This is a genomic window from Deinococcus frigens DSM 12807 (assembly GCF_000701425.1).
Classification (GTDB): Bacteria; Deinococcota; Deinococci; order Deinococcales; family Deinococcaceae; genus Deinococcus; species Deinococcus frigens.
The window spans coordinates 15,006-29,872 of record NZ_JNIW01000045.1; the positions used below are offsets into that span (position 1 = coordinate 15,006).

At 65.4% G+C, this 14,867-nt stretch carries 13 protein-coding genes and 1 pseudogene; 4 read left to right on the plus strand and 10 right to left on the minus strand.

Features of this window, described 5'->3' with window-relative positions:
* Positions 1-222: 222 nt before the first annotated feature.
* From lon to Q322_RS0114300, 4 genes are all read right to left on the minus strand, one after another.
* On the minus strand, positions 223-2,658 hold the full coding sequence (gene lon / locus Q322_RS0114285; RefSeq protein ID WP_029478587.1) for an endopeptidase La: 2,436 nt from the start codon (positions 2,656-2,658) through the stop codon (positions 223-225).
* Positions 2,659-2,804: 146 nt separating this feature from the next.
* Positions 2,805-4,019 carry an ATP-dependent Clp protease ATP-binding subunit ClpX gene (clpX, locus tag Q322_RS0114290; RefSeq protein ID WP_029478588.1) on the minus strand — a complete coding sequence of 405 codons (1,215 nt, stop codon included), beginning with the start codon at positions 4,017-4,019 and terminating at the stop codon, positions 2,805-2,807.
* The gene (gene clpP / locus Q322_RS0114295; protein ID WP_029478589.1) at positions 4,016-4,618 is read right to left on the minus strand and encodes an ATP-dependent Clp protease proteolytic subunit; all 603 of its coding nucleotides are present in this window, start codon (positions 4,616-4,618) and stop codon (positions 4,016-4,018) included. The genes clpX and clpP overlap by 4 nt, the downstream gene beginning before the upstream one ends.
* A gap of 286 nt (positions 4,619-4,904) precedes the next feature.
* On the minus strand, positions 4,905-6,563 hold the full coding sequence (locus Q322_RS0114300; RefSeq protein WP_029478590.1) for a ribonuclease J: 1,659 nt from the start codon (positions 6,561-6,563) through the stop codon (positions 4,905-4,907).
* Positions 6,564-6,915: 352 nt separating this feature from the next.
* Between Q322_RS0114300 and Q322_RS0114305 the strand changes: the two genes are divergently transcribed.
* The 3 genes from Q322_RS0114305 (at position 6,916) to Q322_RS0114315 (ending at position 10,533) form a co-directional block, all read left to right on the plus strand.
* Positions 6,916-7,581: a response regulator transcription factor gene (locus Q322_RS0114305; RefSeq protein ID WP_029478591.1), complete on the plus strand. Its 666-nt coding sequence runs from the start codon at positions 6,916-6,918 to the stop codon at positions 7,579-7,581.
* A gap of 140 nt (positions 7,582-7,721) precedes the next feature.
* Entirely contained in the window at positions 7,722-10,079 is a 2,358-nt protein-coding gene (locus Q322_RS0114310; protein WP_051668615.1) for a PAS domain-containing sensor histidine kinase, read from the plus strand.
* Positions 10,072-10,533: a response regulator gene (locus tag Q322_RS0114315; RefSeq protein WP_029478593.1), complete on the plus strand. Its 462-nt coding sequence runs from the start codon at positions 10,072-10,074 to the stop codon at positions 10,531-10,533. The genes Q322_RS0114310 and Q322_RS0114315 overlap by 8 nt, the downstream gene beginning before the upstream one ends.
* A 47-nt stretch (positions 10,534-10,580) precedes the next feature.
* Here the strand turns inward: Q322_RS0114315 and Q322_RS0114320 are convergent, their stop codons facing one another.
* Entirely contained in the window at positions 10,581-11,129 is a 549-nt protein-coding gene (locus Q322_RS0114320) for an HD domain-containing protein (protein WP_029478594.1), read from the minus strand.
* Between the two features lie 10 nt (positions 11,130-11,139).
* Positions 11,140-11,583 (minus strand): MarR family winged helix-turn-helix transcriptional regulator, encoded by a 444-nt coding sequence (locus Q322_RS0114325; RefSeq protein ID WP_162176620.1) that lies wholly within the window; start codon positions 11,581-11,583, stop codon positions 11,140-11,142.
* A gap of 95 nt (positions 11,584-11,678) precedes the next feature.
* Here Q322_RS0114325 and Q322_RS0114330 point away from each other — a divergent pair, with 95 nt between their 5' ends.
* Entirely contained in the window at positions 11,679-12,176 is a 498-nt protein-coding gene (locus tag Q322_RS0114330; protein ID WP_034418671.1) for a hypothetical protein, read from the plus strand.
* A gap of 87 nt (positions 12,177-12,263) precedes the next feature.
* Here the strand turns inward: Q322_RS0114330 and Q322_RS0114335 are convergent, their stop codons facing one another.
* From Q322_RS0114335 to Q322_RS23900, 4 genes and pseudogenes are all read right to left on the minus strand, one after another.
* The gene (locus tag Q322_RS0114335; RefSeq protein WP_245593266.1) at positions 12,264-12,740 is read right to left on the minus strand and encodes an HNH endonuclease; all 477 of its coding nucleotides are present in this window, start codon (positions 12,738-12,740) and stop codon (positions 12,264-12,266) included.
* Positions 12,741-12,989: 249 nt separating this feature from the next.
* Complete coding sequence (locus Q322_RS0114340) at positions 12,990-13,643, minus strand: MarC family protein (protein ID WP_029478598.1); 654 nt, start codon at positions 13,641-13,643, stop codon at positions 12,990-12,992.
* Positions 13,644-13,787: 144 nt separating this feature from the next.
* Entirely contained in the window at positions 13,788-14,471 is a 684-nt protein-coding gene (locus tag Q322_RS0114345) for a hypothetical protein (protein ID WP_034418673.1), read from the minus strand.
* Between the two features lie 80 nt (positions 14,472-14,551).
* A pseudogene (locus Q322_RS23900) lies at positions 14,552-14,867 on the minus strand (transposase); the annotation flags it as partial.

Here is a 14,867-nt window from a genome sequence, read left to right on the forward strand (position 1 = left end):
GCCCCTCACTCCGTTGCTACGCGAGGCCCCTCGCCCCTCACGAGCGGGAGGCACCGGCAAAGGTGCGAAACAGAGCAATGGAGCGGCGCAGAGGTGAGGGGAAGACAAAGCAGGCTGCAACCCAATGCAGAATGTCGAGACTTCATTTGATGCCCATACAACATGAAAGAGCCGCCTCGCCAGTCCAACGGCGAGGCGGCTTCTGCTTCTGTCTCTTTGAGCTTACGCTCCCGGCTGGGTCGGGTTCTTGTTTGTGCTGGGCGGCATGCTGGGATGGCTGCCTTCCGGCTTGGGCAGCAGCAGCAGCTTGAGCACCTCGCCCACGCGCTCGGCGGGGTGCAGCTTCAGGTCGCCGCGAATGCTCTCGGGCACGTCCTGGAGGTTGGGTTCGTTGTCCTTAGGGAAGATGACTTCACGGATTCCGCCCTGGTGCGCGGCCAGCAGTTTTTCCTTGAGGCCGCCGATGGGCAGCACCCGCCCGCGCAGGCTGATCTCGCCGGTCATCGCCACGTCCATGCGCACCGGGCGTCCGGTGATGGCGCTGATCACGGCGGTGGCAATGGTGATGCCCGCGCTGGGGCCGTCCTTGGGCGTCGCGCCGTCGGGAAAGTGAACGTGCAGGTCCATGGTCTTGTGGAAGTCGGGGTCCGCGCCGTACTCTGCGGCGTGCGCGCGCAGGTAAGCGACTGCCGCTCCCACGCTCTCCTTCATCACGTCACCCAGGCTGCCGGTCATGCTGATCTTGCCAGTGCCGGGGGTGGCCAGTGCCTCCACCAGCAGCATGGTGCCGCCCACGCTGGTCCAGGCCAGGCCCTGCGCCACGCCCACCTGAGGTTCCTTCTCCATCTTGTCGGGACGGTGCAGCGGCACCCCCAGGTAATCGGAGACCTGCGGAGCGTCGATGACCTTCAGGCCCTCCCAGGACTTCTCCAGCAGTTGGCGGGCGGCCTTGCGCGCCAGCTTGCTGATCTGGCGGTCCAGGTTACGCACGCCGCTCTCGGCGGTGTATTCCTCGACAATGCGGTTCAGTGCAGCGTCGGTGATCTCCAGCTTGCCGCTGAGGCCGTGGCTCTTGATCTGGCGCGGCACGCGGTAACGCCGGGCGATCTCCACCTTCTCCGGCTGGGTATACCCGGGAATCTGGATGATTTCCATGCGGTCCAGCAGCGGGCGGGGAATGGTCTGGAGGGTGTTGGCCGTGGTGATGAACATGACCTGCGACAAGTCGTAGGGGACTTCCAGGTAGTGGTCCTGGAAGGTGTGGTTCTGCTCGGGGTCCAGCACTTCCAGCATGGCGCTGCTGGGATCGCCGCGCCAGTCGCTGCTCATCTTGTCGATCTCGTCCAGCAGGATCACCGGGTTGGTGACGCCCGCGTTCTTCATCGACTGGATGATCCGGCCCGGCATCGAGCCGATGTAGGTGCGGCGGTGGCCGCGCACCTCGGACTCGTCGCGCACGCCGCCCAGGCTCATGCGGACGAATTTGCGGTTCAGGCTGCGGGCGATGCTCTTGCCCAGCGAGGTCTTGCCCACGCCGGGAGGGCCGACCAGACACAGGATCGGGGCGCGCAGCTCGGCGTCGTCGGTGCGCTCCTCGGCGGTGCGTTCCTTGCGCTGCTCCTCGGTCTCGTCTTCCTTGTGGGTCAGTTGGCGCACGGCCAGGAATTCCAGGATGCGGTCCTTCACGTCGTCCAGCGCGTAGTGGTCATCGTCGAGGATGCCCCGCGTGCGGGCAATGTCCAAGACCTCTTCATCGCGCTTGCTCCACGGCACGTCCACCAGCCAGTCGATGTAGTTGCGGACGACGGTGCTTTCGGGGCTGCCTCCGGGGGTGCGCTCCAGCCGCTGCAATTCCTTGAGCGCCTTTTCCTTGACCGATTCGGGCATGCCCGCCTCCTCGATCTTTTCGCGCAGCGCCTCGACTTCCGCCGGGCCGTCCTCGCCGCCGCCGAGTTCCTTGCCAATCGCCTTCATCTGCTCGCGCAGGTAGTACTCGCGCTGGTTGGCATCCATCTGTTCCTTGACGCGTCCGGCGATCTTCTTGTCCATGTTGAAACGTTCGGTGTCGCGGGTCAGGAACTCGAGCGTGGCCTCCAGACGGGCGCGCAGGGTCACGGCTTCCAGGATTTCCTGCTTTTCCTCCGGGGTCCAGGTGGCGTGATGGGCCACCTGATCGGCCAGCGCGCCGCCGTCGGTCAGGGCCTTCATGCCCTCAAGCTGGTAGTTGTCCAGCCGCAGGTTCTTGTTCTGGCGCTGGTACTCCTCGAAGGCGGATTTGACCTCGGTGGTCAGGACCACGACTTCGCGGCTGTCGTCTTCGGGGGTGGGCTGGGTCTCGGCACGCACCCGCATGTAGGGGGCATTCACCTCGTCCTGCACGCCGGCGCGCTCCTGCGCTTCCACCAGCACCTGATAGGTGTTGTCGGGCATGCGGACCACCTGCTTGACTACGGCCAGCACGCCCATGTCGTACAGCTCGGCCTTGGTGGGATCATCGGTGCGGGCGTCGCGCTGGGTCAGCAGCAGCACGCGGCGGTCAGAGGCCTGCGCCTCATCGACGGCACGCTTGCTCTTGGGGCGGCCCACGTCCACGTTCATGGTGACGCCGGGCAGGATCACGATGTTTCTCAATGCGACTACGGGAAGTTCCCAGATCATCTTTGCTCCTTGAAACTGCCTCCGGCGGGGCGGGACAGATGAATAGATCAGTCTAACGCGGGGCCACCTTAGAAAACGACACCCCCGCAAGGTGTCCCAGGATTCTAGGATTCACCGCGCGGAGGCGCTGTAACCGTCGTTGCCTTTTACGCAGACTTCTTGAGTCCCTTCGACTCAAGTAATTCCAGTGGGGCATCTATATGCTCACCGTCAAACCGCAGCTCGCGCAGGCCCGGGAACGGCAGCTCGAACAGCAGATCGGTCATGGATTTTTCCAGCACTGCCCGCAGCCCGCGCGCCCCGGTCTTGCGCTCCCTGGCGCGGTGGGCCACCTCCCGCAGGGCGGATTCAGTGAAGCTCAGGTCCACGTCCTGAAAGCCGAACAGCGCCTGGTACTGCCGGATGATCGCGCCCTGCGGCTCGGTCAGGATACGGACCAGGGCTTCCTCGTCCAGATCCTGCAATTGCACCACCAGTGGCAGGCGGCCCACGAACTCCGGGATCAGCCCGTACTTCACCAGATCTTCAGGCAGGAAGCGCAGCTCGGCCTTTTCCTCGCCCTTGTGTTCCGCGCCGAAGCCCACCGCGCGCACGTTGGTGCGGGAGCGGGCAATTTCCGACATGCTCTCGAAGGCCCCACCCACGATGAACAGTATGTTCTTGGTGTTGACCTGCACCAGTTCCTGCTGCGGGTGCTTGCGGCCCCCCTGCGGCGGCACCTGCGCGACGGTCCCCTCGATGATCTTCAGCAGCGCCTGCTGTACGCCCTCGCCCGACACGTCGCGGGTGATGCTGGTTCCCTCGGACTTGCGGGCGATCTTGTCGATCTCGTCGATGTAGATGATGCCGCGCTCGGCAGCGGAGACGTCGTATTCGGCGGCCTGCAAAAGCCGCACGATCACGTTCTCCACATCGTCGCCCACGTACCCGGCCTCGGTCAGCGTGGTGGCGTCGGCGATGGCAAACGGGACTTCCAGCATTTCCGCCAGCGACTGCGCCAGCAAGGTCTTGCCCGTTCCAGTGGGGCCAACCAGCAGAATGTTGCTCTTCTGAAGGTTGACATCCGGGTGCGCCAGGCGTTGATAGTGGCTGACCACCGCCACCGCCAGCGCCTTTTTCGCCTCGTCCTGGCCGATCACGAACTCGTCCAGATACGCCTTGATTTCCTTGGGGCTGGGCAGTTCTTCCAGCACAAACTCGCTGCCCGCCTTCTTGTTCTGCTTGACCAACTCGGCGGCGCGGTCGGTGCATTCGTTGCAAATGAACGCCGCGCGGCCCGGAGCCTCGATCAGTTGCGCGATCTGGGGGTGTTGCCGCCCACAGAACGAACAGCGGTCCCCGTTGCCTGCTTTGGTAGTCATAGCATCTCCTCGATCTGGCGGGTGTTCTCGATCACGCTGTCGATCAGGCCATACTGCTTGGCCTCCTCGCCCGACATGAAGTAATCGCGCTCCATGTCGCGCAGCAGCTTGTCGTGCGGCAGATCGGTGTGCTTGTTGTACAGGCCGATCAGGGTGTCGCGCATCTTCAGGGTTTCTTTGGCCTGCACTTCCACGTCCGGCGTGTTGCCCCGGAAGCCGCTGCTACCCTGATGGATCATAATCCGGCTGTTGGGCAGGGCCAGGCGCTTGCCCCGGTCCCCGGCCATCAGCAGCACGCTGCCCATGCTCATCGCCATACCCACGCAGATGGTGGACACCGGCGCTTTGATGTAGCGCATGGTGTCGTAGATCGCCAGCCCGGCGTAGACCTCGCCGCCGGGGCAATTGATGTACATCTGAATTTCCTGCTCGGGATTCTGGCTGTCCAGCAGCAACAACTGCGCCACAATGGCGTTGGCCATCTGCGATTCCACGGGCGTTCCCACGAAGATAATCCGGTCCTTCAGGAGGCGCGAGTAAATGTCATAGCTGCGCTCGCCGCGCCCGGTCTGCTCGATCACGTAAGGAATGATGCCCATATGCGCGATTATAGGGCGGATGGGGCGGGAAAACGTGGGGGATGCGGGGGTGAAATGGACTACAGAACGCTGAGGCTTGCCATGCTCGGCGCTGGAGACATCTGGGCCACCTACTGATTCCCTCGCCGTACCTGGCGGGTGATGACGAGTTTCGCGGCTTGACGGCCCCAGGTTCCATCGTTCCCTACCCCCGCCAGCACCTTCTGTGCCCCCACCAAAACGCGCCTCACGCCAAAAGAGAATGAGGCCAGCACGAACACTGGCCCCACCCGAATATTCCTCGCCCTCAATCCACAATCATCGGAATCAACACCGGGTTCCTGCCCGTCACCTTCCGCACAAACCGCCTCACAGCCCCGTACATATCGTCGCGCACGTCTTCCAGGCGCTTCTTCTCGCGGATGCCCTGCTCGATGGCGTCCAGGGCCACCTTGCGAATCTGGTTGTCCAGATCGCGGTTGGCGCGCACGAAGCCGCGCGAGACGACTTCCACATGCGGCGTGGGGTGCAGCACGGCGGTCATGATCAGAATTCCTTCTTGGCTCATGTTCACGCGGTCCAGCAGCACGTCGTCGCCAATGTCGCCCACACCTAGGCCGTCCACGTACACCGCCCCGGCGGGAACGGTGCCGGTCACCTTGAACTCGTCCGCGCCCAGTTGGATCACATCGCCGTTCTTGGCGATCAGCGTGCGCTTGGGCGGGCGCGGCAGCGTCTGCGCCAGCTTGGCGTGGTTGATCTGGTGGCGGGGTTCGCCGTGCCACGGCAGGAAGAACTTGGGGCGCGCCAGATTCAGCACCGTGGCCAGCTCTTCCTGGCTGCCGTGGCCAGAGGCGTGGATCTTGTAGGCGGGCGGGTAGTACACGTCCACGCCGATCTCGTACAGGCGGTTGATGACCAGATTGACCGCTTCCTCGTTGCCGGGAATCGGGTTGCTGGACAGGATCACGCTGTCGCCCCGGCGCAGGGCGATCTTGGCGTGGTTGCCAAAGGCCAGACGGCTCAGCACGCTCATGGGCTGGCCCTGTGACCCGGTGCAGATGTACAGCACCTGCTGGTCCTGCATGCCAGCCACCTCATCGTTGGTCAGGAAGGGATCGGGGGCGTTCATGTGGCCCACCGCCTGCGCCACCTGCGCGTATTTCAGCATGCTGCGGCCTTCCATGATCACGCGGCGGCTCTGGCGGTGGGCGATGTTCAGGATGTTCTGAATGCGGTTGACCTGTGAGGCGAAGGTGGTCAGGAACACGCGGCCCTTGCACCCGGCGATCACCTCTTCCAGGTTCCTGGCAATCTCGGCCTCGCTGGGGGTGCGGCCCGGACGCTCGGCGTTGGTGGAATCGCTGATCAGCAGCAGCACGCCGTCCTTGCCCGCCTGCTCGATCTTGCCCAGGTCAGACAGTTGGCCGTCGGCGGGATGCTCGTCCAGCTTGAAATCCCCGGTGTGCAGCACGCGCCCAACAGGGGTGGTCAGGATGTACCCGGCGTTGTCGGGAATGCTGTGCGTCATGCGGAAGTACTCGATGCCGAAGTGCTTGCCGATCTTGAACTTGGCGTTCAGGTCGATCTCGCGCAGATCGGTTTCGTGGTCCTTGATGCCAAATTCGGACAGCTTCTCGCGCACCAGGCCCAGCGTCAGCGGCGCACCGTATACAGGCACCTTGGGCAGTCGGGGCAGGATGTAGGGCAGGCCGCCGATGTGATCCTCGTGGCCGTGGGTCAGGATCCAGCCCTTGATCAGCCCGGCGTGCTGTTGCAGGTAATCGATGCGCGGGATGATCAGGTCGATGCCCATCTGGTGCGAGTCGGGAAAGGCCAGTCCGGCGTCCACCACCATGATCTCGTCCTCGTAGCGGTAGGCGGTGATGTTCTTGCCGATCTCGCCCATCCCACCGAGGGGAATCACTTCCAGGTGGGGGGTGTTGGTGTCGTCTGGTTGGGTCATATTGAACTCCGTATCGGGCGGCCCACTTTAGCGGGGCCAAACATAATGAATGCAGCGGTGGCCCGAAAAAACGCAGCCTGGGGCAGTCAGGAAGAGGGTTCTTAACTGCTGCGGTTGTGTCGCCCGTCTCCAGCCTTTACAGGCCGAAATCATGGCGCGATGGACGCAGGCTAGCACGGCGGGTACGGCGCATGGGGGGGCTTCCCCCCCAATTGGGCTTGTACAGTCTTGTACGGTCTCAGCGCTGAAACCCGGGTGGGCAGGATCACCGCAACGAGACCTGGCCGCCCTCTCACCCTCCCCCCACCTGTTCAAACCCTCTTCAAACAGGATTAAGGCGTATCATGAAGGGGTGACCTCTCCCTGCATTCTGATCATCGAAGATGACTTGGACATCGCCAACGTCCTGAGGATGGACCTGACCGACGCCGGGTTCGAGGTCGAGCATGCCGATTCGGCCATGAACGGGCTGATCAAGGCACGTGAGGATCACCCCGCGCTGATCCTGCTGGACCTGGGCCTGCCCGACTTCGACGGCGGCGACGTTGTTCAGCGCCTGCGCAAAAACAGTGCGGTGCCGATCATCGTGCTGACCGCCCGCGACACCGTGGACGAGAAGGTGCGGCTGCTGGGCTTGGGCGCAGACGACTACCTGATCAAGCCCTTTCACCCCGACGAACTGCTGGCCCGCGTCAAGGTGCAACTGCGTCAGCGCACCACCGAGAGCCTGAGCATGGGTGACCTGACGCTGGACCCGCAAAAACGGCTGGTGACCTACAAGGCCGAGGAATTGCGGCTGTCGCCGAAGGAATTTGACATCCTGGCGCTGCTGATCCGCCAGCCGGGCCGGGTCTACTCGCGCCAGGAGATCGGCCAGGAAATCTGGCAGGGCCGCCTGCCCGAGGGCAGCAACGTGGTGGACGTGCATATGGCCAATCTGCGCGCCAAGCTGCGCGATCTGGACGGCTACGGCCTGCTGCGGACCGTGCGCGGCGTGGGCTACGCCCTGCGCGGCTAAGGCCGTGGGTGCCGAGACCGTCACAGTTGTCTGTCACGCCGGGCGACGCCGGGACAGCTCCGAAGCGGTCAGCCGACCCTTGAGCTTTGCCCGCAGTGACACTTTTTTGATGCTGGCTGCTCTAGGCTGTTCAATCTGAGATGAGCGCCGTGACCAGTGCTCCTGCCGATTCGTCTGCCTTTGCCGGGGCAGACGCCGCCGCATTGCTGTCGGCGCTGCCCGATCCGGCGGTGTGGGTGCGGGCGGACGGCCACTTCGCCCTGAACACCGCTGCGCGTGAGCGGCTGGGGGCGGTGGACGGGCTGGCCCAGAACTGGGCCTTGCTGTTCTCGGTGGCCGCCGCCCAAGAGCTGCGGGACGCGGTGGCCCAGGCCCTACGGGGCAAGGTCTCCTGCCTGTCGGTGACCATGCCCGGCGCGGTGGCCCCGGCGCTGGCCACCATCACCCCTGCCGGACCCGGCGCGGCGCTGCTGCATTTCCGTGAGTCGCACGATCCGCTGGAAGTGGCGCTGGAGATCATGGACCGCATGGGCCTGGGCATGACCGTGCAAGGGGCAGACAGCCGCATTCTGCACGCCAACACCTTGGCCCCAGCCATTTTGGGCCTCAGTCCCGAGCAACTGACCGGGCGCGACTCGCTGGACCCGCGCTGGCAGGCCATCCACCCGGACGGCTCGGCGTTTCCGGGCGAGACCCATCCGTCCCTGGTGGCGCTGCACACCGGGCAGCCCTTGCTGGACGTGCCGATGGGCGTGTTTCACCCTGCCGCAGGGGAGTGGCGCTGGCTGACGGTCACGGCCATTCCGCGCCGCGCGCCGGGCATGAACCGCCCCCAGCAGGTAACCACGGTCTTCGCCGACGTGACCGAGGGCCACCGCACCCGCGAGGACCTGCGCCGCAGCGAACAGCGCTTTCGCTCACTGGTGGAGGCCACCTCGCAGATCGTGTTCTCCACCGACGCTCAGGGCCATTTTGACGGTCGGCAGCCGGATTGGGAGGCCTTTACCGGTCAGTCCCCCGAGGAGTATCTGGCGGGCCGGGGCGGGGAGGCGATTCATCCCGGTGACCTCATAGAATCGGCGAGGCTCTGGCGTGAGGCGCTGCAAAGCGGAAGCGTCTACGACACTGAACACCGCCTGCGCCGCCATGATGGCGTGTATGTGCCCATGCGAATCCGCGCGGTCCCAGTGCTAAACGAGGACGGCGGCGTGCGCGAGTGGATCGGCAGCTACACCGACATCAGCGCCGTGCGGGGGGCCGAAGCCGCCCTGAGGGCGCTGAACGCCGAGCTGGAGGGCCGCGTGGCGGTCCGCACCCAGGAGCTGGCCGAGGTCACCCGCTTTTCCACGCTGCTGCTGACTGCTGCGGGAGAAGGCGTGTTCGGCCTGGACGCCTCCGGGCGCATCACCTTTGCCAATCCGGCGGCGGCGCGGCTGCTGGGTTACAGCGTCGAGCGCTTGATCGGCAGCCAGCAGCACGCTCTGATTCACCACAGTCACCCTGACGGCACGCCGTACCCGCTGGCCGACTGCCCCATCCACCAGACCCTGCGCGACGGCCAGAACCGCCGCCTGGAGCATGAAGTGCTGTGGCACGCCACGGGCCACGCGGTTCCGGTCTCGTGTGTGGTCACGCCGCTGTTCTCGGAGACAGGCGCGGTCACGGGCGCGGTGCTGATGGTGCAGGACATCGCCGAGCGGCTGCGTTCCCAGAGCCTGTTGCAGGACGCCATTGAGGATCTGGAGCGCAGTAACGCCGATCTGGAGCAGTTTGCCTACGTCGCCAGCCACGATCTGCAAGAGCCGCTACGGACGCTGGGCAGCTACGCCGAACTGCTCTCGCGGCGCTACGGCGAGCAGCTCGACGGGCGGGCCAACCAGTACCTGGGCTTCATGCAGGACGCGGCGGGCCGCATGCGCGGCTTGATCCAGGACCTGCTGGAGTTCTCGCGGGTGGGCCGGGCCGGGAGCGCGCCCACGCCACTGGCCCTCAGCGACGCCGTGCAGGCCGTCGCGCACAGCATGGGGGCCGCCCTGGAATCCGGCCAGGCCACGCTGGAATGGGATACCCCCCACACCGTGCTGGCCCACGCCCCGCTGATCGCGCCGCTGCTGACCAACCTGATCGGCAACGGCCTGAAGTTCACCGCGCCGGGGCAGCCCGCGCGGGTGCGGGTGGGGTCGCGCCAGGACGGCGAGATGGTCTATATCACCGTACAGGACAACGGCATCGGCATCGCGCACGAGTACCAGGAACGGGTCTTCGAGATCTTTCAACGCCTGCACCGCCGCGAGGATTACGCCGGGAACGGAATGGGCCTGGCGATTTGTCGTAAGATTGTGGAACATCACGGGGGCACGCTGTGGCTGGAATCCACGCCGCTGCCTGACCCGGACCACGGCAGCACCTTCCATTTCACCCTGCCCGCCGCGCCAGACCCTCGGCGGCAGGACCCCCAGCAACAGGACTCCCAGCGACAGGACCCCTCCCATGCCTGAAACCACCCCGTATCCCCCCAGCGCGCGCCAGGTCGAGATTTTGCTCGTCGAGGACAGCGAACCCGACATCCTGCTGACCCTGGAAGCTTTCGAGGAAGCCCGCGTCCCCAACCGGCTGCATGTGGTCCGTGACGGCGTGGAGGCGCTGCGCTTTCTGCGCAGTGAGGGTGAGTACCATGACGCTCCGCGCCCGGATCTGATTTTAATGGACATCAACATGCCGCGCAAAAACGGCCTGGAAGTGCTGCGCGAGATCAAGACCGATTCCGGCCTGGTCAGCATCCCGGTGCTGATGCTGACCACCAGCCAGGCCGACGAGGACGTGCGCAGCTCCTATGAGTGCCACGCCAGCGGTTACATGGTCAAGCCGGTGGGCTTCGAGAATTTCCTGAGCGCCATCCGCGCCTTCGAGGACTTCTGGCTGACCTTCGTGCGCTTTCCGCCGCGCCTGTAGAGGAAATCCTCCGGCAGCCCTTTTCACACGGAGGGGGCTTTTTGATGTTATTGCGCTGGGATTTCCGGCATCTCCCGCATCGCGGCCAGCACGTTTTCCATGTGTTCGTCCAGCTCTACACCCAGTTCCCGCGCGCCCTGCTCGACTTCCTCGCGGTTGACACCAGCGGCAAAGGCGCGGTTCTTGAACCTCTTTTTCAGGCTTTTCAGCTCTACCTGCCGCACGTCGCCGTCCGGGCGAACCAGGGCCGACGCCTGCACCAGTCCGGTCAATTCGTCCACCGCGAACAGCGTCTGCGCCAGCCGGGTGGTGCGCGGCGTACCCGTATAGGCGGCGTGGCCCATGATCGCGTCCAGCACCTCGGGCGGCGTGTCGGTGTTGGCGCGCAGGTATTCCACGCCCCAGGTCGGATGCTCGTCAGGGTGCAATTCGTAGTCGAAGTCGTGCAGCAGCCCGGTCACGGCGTAGTGTTCCTCGTCCTCCTGCCAGTGGCGGGCGTACCAGCGCATGGCGGCCTCCACGTTCAACATGTGCCGCCGCAGCGACGCCGAGGGGGTGTGGTCCAGCATCAATGCATAAGCCTGATCGCGGTTCATAGGGGTCAGTTTAGGGTGTGGAGGCTTCGGGGCGTTCCAGCAAAAGTTCCGCGAGTTCATCAAGTAAGTCCTGCGTGCGCCCAAGCTGCGCTGCGTTGAGGTGAGGGTGTGTCTGCGCCAGTGTGTCGCTGATAGGCAACTTGCCGCGCTGCCGCAATACGCCCTCCAGGGTGTCCGGCTTCACGCTGACCAGGACCCGGCGGCCATCGGCGGGATCGGGGCGGGTGACAAGGACGGCGGCCTCCCGCAGTTCGGCCACTGTTTTAGACACCAGACTCTGGGCCAGGCCCACCCGCCGCGCGATCTCGCCGATGGGGGTTTCGGGGTGGTGGGCCACATCCTCCATGATGTTCAGCACACTCAGAGACGGCAAGGTTTCATCGTGGGCAGCGGTGGTCTGGACCGCCAGTTCGCGAAGGTGGCGGGCCAGCCGATGCAGCCGGGCGGAGTTCATGCCCAATTGTATCTTGATAAGATACATCTTAAAAGATATATACTCAGAGATGTAAATCCAGACCGGTACGTTCGCCCGGTTTCCAGGAGTTCCCAGTGTCCCTGACCGACCTTCTGATCAGCCTCGCCCTGATGGCGCTGGTGGTGCGGCAACTGCGGGGCCGTCCACTGACCACGCTGGGCCTGCTGTGGCCTCTGGCTCTGGTGGGCTGGGCCGCCGCCGAGTCTCTGCACACTCTGCCGCCGCCTGGTGCGGGGATGGATTTCGCGGTGCTGGGTCTGGGCACCGGCCTGCTGCTGGGCGTGCTGTGCGGCGCGTTAACCCGCCTGAACCGCCGCCCGGACGGTGTGGTCATCGCCCAGGCCACCGCTCTGGCCGCCGCGCTGTGGATTGTGGGTGTCGGCTCGCGGCTGGCCCCCGCATTCTTCGCCCAGCACGGGGGCGGCCCGGCCCTCGCCCGCTTCAGCGCCGCGCATCACCTGAGCGCCGCCGCCTGGACTGCCGCCCTGCTGTTCATGGCACTGGCCGAGGTCCTCAGGCGGACGGCGGTCCTGGCCTGGCATGGCCGCGCCGTGAGGCTGTCGGCGGCGTAGAAAGAGGCCACCTGCAAGCTCGTGGGTGGCCTCCTTTTCTTCAAGCGGTTAGGCCTTTAGTAGACGGTCTGTCCGTTTGACAGTCCCTCAGCGGATGTACTGCGCCCACTCCGGCTGCCAGTGGGCAAACTGTCCGTGCGCGTAGACGCCGAAGGTGGGGGCGTGCGGGTGCGTGCGCAGCGGCATGGCAGCCTCGTCGGGGGTGCGGTCCCCCTTGCGCTGGTTGCAGGCGCGGCAGGCGGTGACCACGTTGTCCCAGTTGTGCCGCCCGCCGCGCGAACGGGGCATCACATGGTCCATGGTCAGTTCCTCGGACGCGCCGCAGTACTGGCACGCGAAGGTGTCGCGCCTCAATACGTTGCGGCGGTTGAAGGGCACCGGATGCACGCGCGGGCGGCGCACGTAGCGGCGCAGGCGGATCACGCTGGGGACGGTCAGGGTGGTGCTGGGCGAGCGGATCACGTCGCCGCTGCTCTCCAGGACCTCGGCCACGCCGTATTGCAGCAGCGTGATGGCCCGCTTGGTGCTGGTGACATGCAGCGGTTCATACGACGCATTCAGCACCAGCACGCGCGGCGCGTTCAGGTCCGGCACCACGCGCGCTGAAGGATGCCCCTCAGACGCGCCGATGCCGTGAGAAGGTCGCCCGAGTTCTTCCACCCTGCCCTTGGTTGTCATGCCCCGCATTTTATGGCTTGGCGGTCAGGAAAATGTTGTGCCTGGACGCCTATTGGTTCAGGTATGGGAGTAGGCGCAATGGCTCAGAAGGCACGGGGCAAGATCACGATTCACCATTGACAGCGCCAGCCCGGTTCACCCAGTCCGCAGCCCGCCGCGCAGCAGTTCCAGCACGCCGTCGGCCACGTACTGCACGGCCAGAGCGCCCAGCAACACGCCCAGCACGCGCGTGACCACATGCACGCCGGTCACGCCGATCACGCGGGCAATCTGGCCGCTCAGGCGCAGGGCCAGGTAACACAGCAGCAGCACAAAGGCGGTGACCAGAAAGACCACTGCCAGCAGCAGCGCGTTGCCGTGCGCGGTGTTGGCCTGAATCATGATCGAGGCCAGCGTGCCGGGACCGGCGATCAGCGGAATGGCCAGCGGAAACACGGAGATGTCCTGGCGTTCCTGGGCCTCCTGGCCTTCCTCGGCGGTTTCCTTGCTGCCGCTGGGCCGGGCAAAGACCATGTCAAGCGCGATTAAAAACAGCAGCACGCCGCCCGCCACCCGGAAGGCGCTGAGGCTGATGCCCAGATTTTCCAGCAGGGCGCGCCCCACCAGCCCGAACACCAGGATGATGCCCCCGGCCACCAGCGCGGCTTTTAGGGCCACCTTGCGCCGCTCGAAGCTGGGCCGGTTGCCCGCCAGGCCGATAAAAATAGGGGCGAGGCCAATCGGGTCCATGACCACCAGCATCGTCAAAAAAGTCTGGAGGGCGATGCTGGAAACCTCGGTCACGTTCACGCGGCTTAACGTAACACCTGCGGGGCGGCGGGAGGCGGGCTGTGCTGCGGGACGGCGCTGGGCTTGCGGGGCATGGAGACAACCCTTTTTCCATCTTTCAGCGACCATTTCTACGCCCAGCGCCCGGCCCTCGTTAATTCACCGCTACTGCCCCTCGGCGGGCCGCACGTTGATCTCCAGCGAGCCGTCGGCGCTGACCGTCCGCCCGCTTTTCACGATGGTGCCCTGCACGCCCGCCGTGTAGGTGTTGATGCCCGCGCCCGGCAGCGCCGTGATGGTGAGATCAAAGACCTCTCCGGCACGCACGGCGGTTTTGGGCAGGGTCACGACGACGCCGGGGGCGCTGCCCTGGCCGCTGAGTTTGAATTCTCCAGGGTAGTCCTTCGCGTTAAAGCCGCCGATGCGCCCGGTTAGCTCGCGCGATTCGCCCACGCGCAGCGTCAGGCTGGAAATGGACTCCCCACCCGCCGGGGCCAGGACGATGTACCCGCCCGCGCAGCCACTGCCGCGCAGGCCCGCAATATCGCGCGCGCCCACGTACAGCGCGGGCAGCAGCGAGGCCACCACCAACCCCAGTCCCAGCGCCGCCCGCCGGGCGCTGCGCCAGTTGACCGCCGTAAAGGCCAACCCGCCCGGCCCCAGCAGCAGCGGCACCAGGAGCGCCAGCAGCGTGCGACCCTCGCAGGGCGTGGTCAGCAGGGCATCGGCCAGTGCGCGGATGCCGAAGGTGAGCAGCGCGCCGAGGCCCCAGCCCAGCAAAAAAGAAGGCAGGAACTCCTGAACGCGGTAGGTGGGGAATTCCTGCGGGATGGGGGGCGGCGTGGTCATGGCGGGGGCCAGCGTAGCGCGGGGAGGGGGGGACGGATGCCGCCGTTTCTGTTCCGCTCCCCCTGGCGGCCTGACAAATTTTATGAGTGCGGACGAAAAACGAGTTGCCAGCCGACTTCAAGGGTGGTTTGAGGGGGGGCATGAAGGCGTTTCCGCTGACCTGGTGGTTCAGGGTCAGGCCCGCCCTGGAGCGTCAGGTGAGAGAAGATTGCCTGACCACGGCTCAGCGCGTAATGAACCGCCCAGAGACCGATCTTGAGGTAGCTCAGCGCCCGCCGCCAGTGGGGATCGACGTGTCGTCGATCCCCACGCTGCACCACCTCGATACCTTCGGAGACGAGCAGCAAGGTCGCCACCGACAGCACCAGGATCAGGCGCTCCAGACTGGCGGCGTCG